The 911-nt window shown below is 61.6% G+C and carries 1 protein-coding gene; it reads left to right on the top strand.

The features are described 5' to 3' along the window. Positions 1-120: 120 nt before the first annotated feature. The coding region (locus tag VSR34_RS38025; RefSeq protein WP_342965191.1) for an IS5 family transposase at positions 121-911 on the top strand (791 nt) is incomplete at its 3' end.

Here is a 911-nt window from a genome sequence, read left to right on the forward strand (position 1 = left end):
GCGTTGTTGCAGAAATCAGGCTGCTTCGCGGGGTCTTGACGTTTACGCGCAACGCTCGGGTTGACCAAAATGTTAACTTCACTTCGAACTGCGTAGATTCTTGCTTTTTTCGCCGAGAAGATGCGCAAGGACGAACGCAAGGCAAGCGAGCCCAAAGGGGCGTACCGCGTCAGGAACTGGCGAGAATACAATGCCGGTTTGATCGCGAGAGACGACGTGACCATGTGGATTGATGAAAGCGTACTGACGCAGGTATCCGAGGCTGGCCCGACCAGGCGCGGCCGACCGCGTGTCTACAGTGATGCGGCGATCCAGATGCTGCTCGGTCTCAAGCAGGTTTTTCAACTGCCGCTGCGCGCTCTGCAGGGCTTCGCGCTCAGCCTGGGCAAACTCGCCTACACGGGCTTGCCGGTGCCGAACTACACGACCTTGAGCCGTCGCGCACAGACACTGAAGGTTGTGCTGCCCATGCAGCGCCCCGATGCTCCCTTGCACCTGGTGATCGACAGCACTGGACTGAAGGTGTACGGCGAAGGTGAGTGGAAGGTGCGCAAGCACGGCTATTCGAAGCGCCGGACATGGCGCAAGGTCCATCTCGCGATGAACGCGAACACCGGCCAGATATGCGCCGCGCTGATGACGCATCAGGACGAAGGCGATGGCGAAGTGTTGCCCGAACTGCTCGACCAGATTCCGGCTGACGTGCTGATCGATACCATCGGTGGCGACGGCGCCTACGACACCAGGCCGTGCCACGCGCAGATCGCCGCGCGTGGCGCGATCCCATCGATTCCGCCGCGTGAGGGAGCGAAGCCGTGGCCTGTCAGCACGCCCGGTGCCGCTTGGCGCAATGCTGCTATCGATGCGATCGAGCGCAGCAGCAGGCGCGAATGGAAGCAGGCAACCGGCTA

The sequence above is a fragment of the Paraburkholderia sp. JHI2823 genome, assembly GCF_038900695.1.
GTDB classification, from domain to species: domain Bacteria; phylum Pseudomonadota; class Gammaproteobacteria; order Burkholderiales; family Burkholderiaceae; genus Paraburkholderia; species Paraburkholderia mimosarum.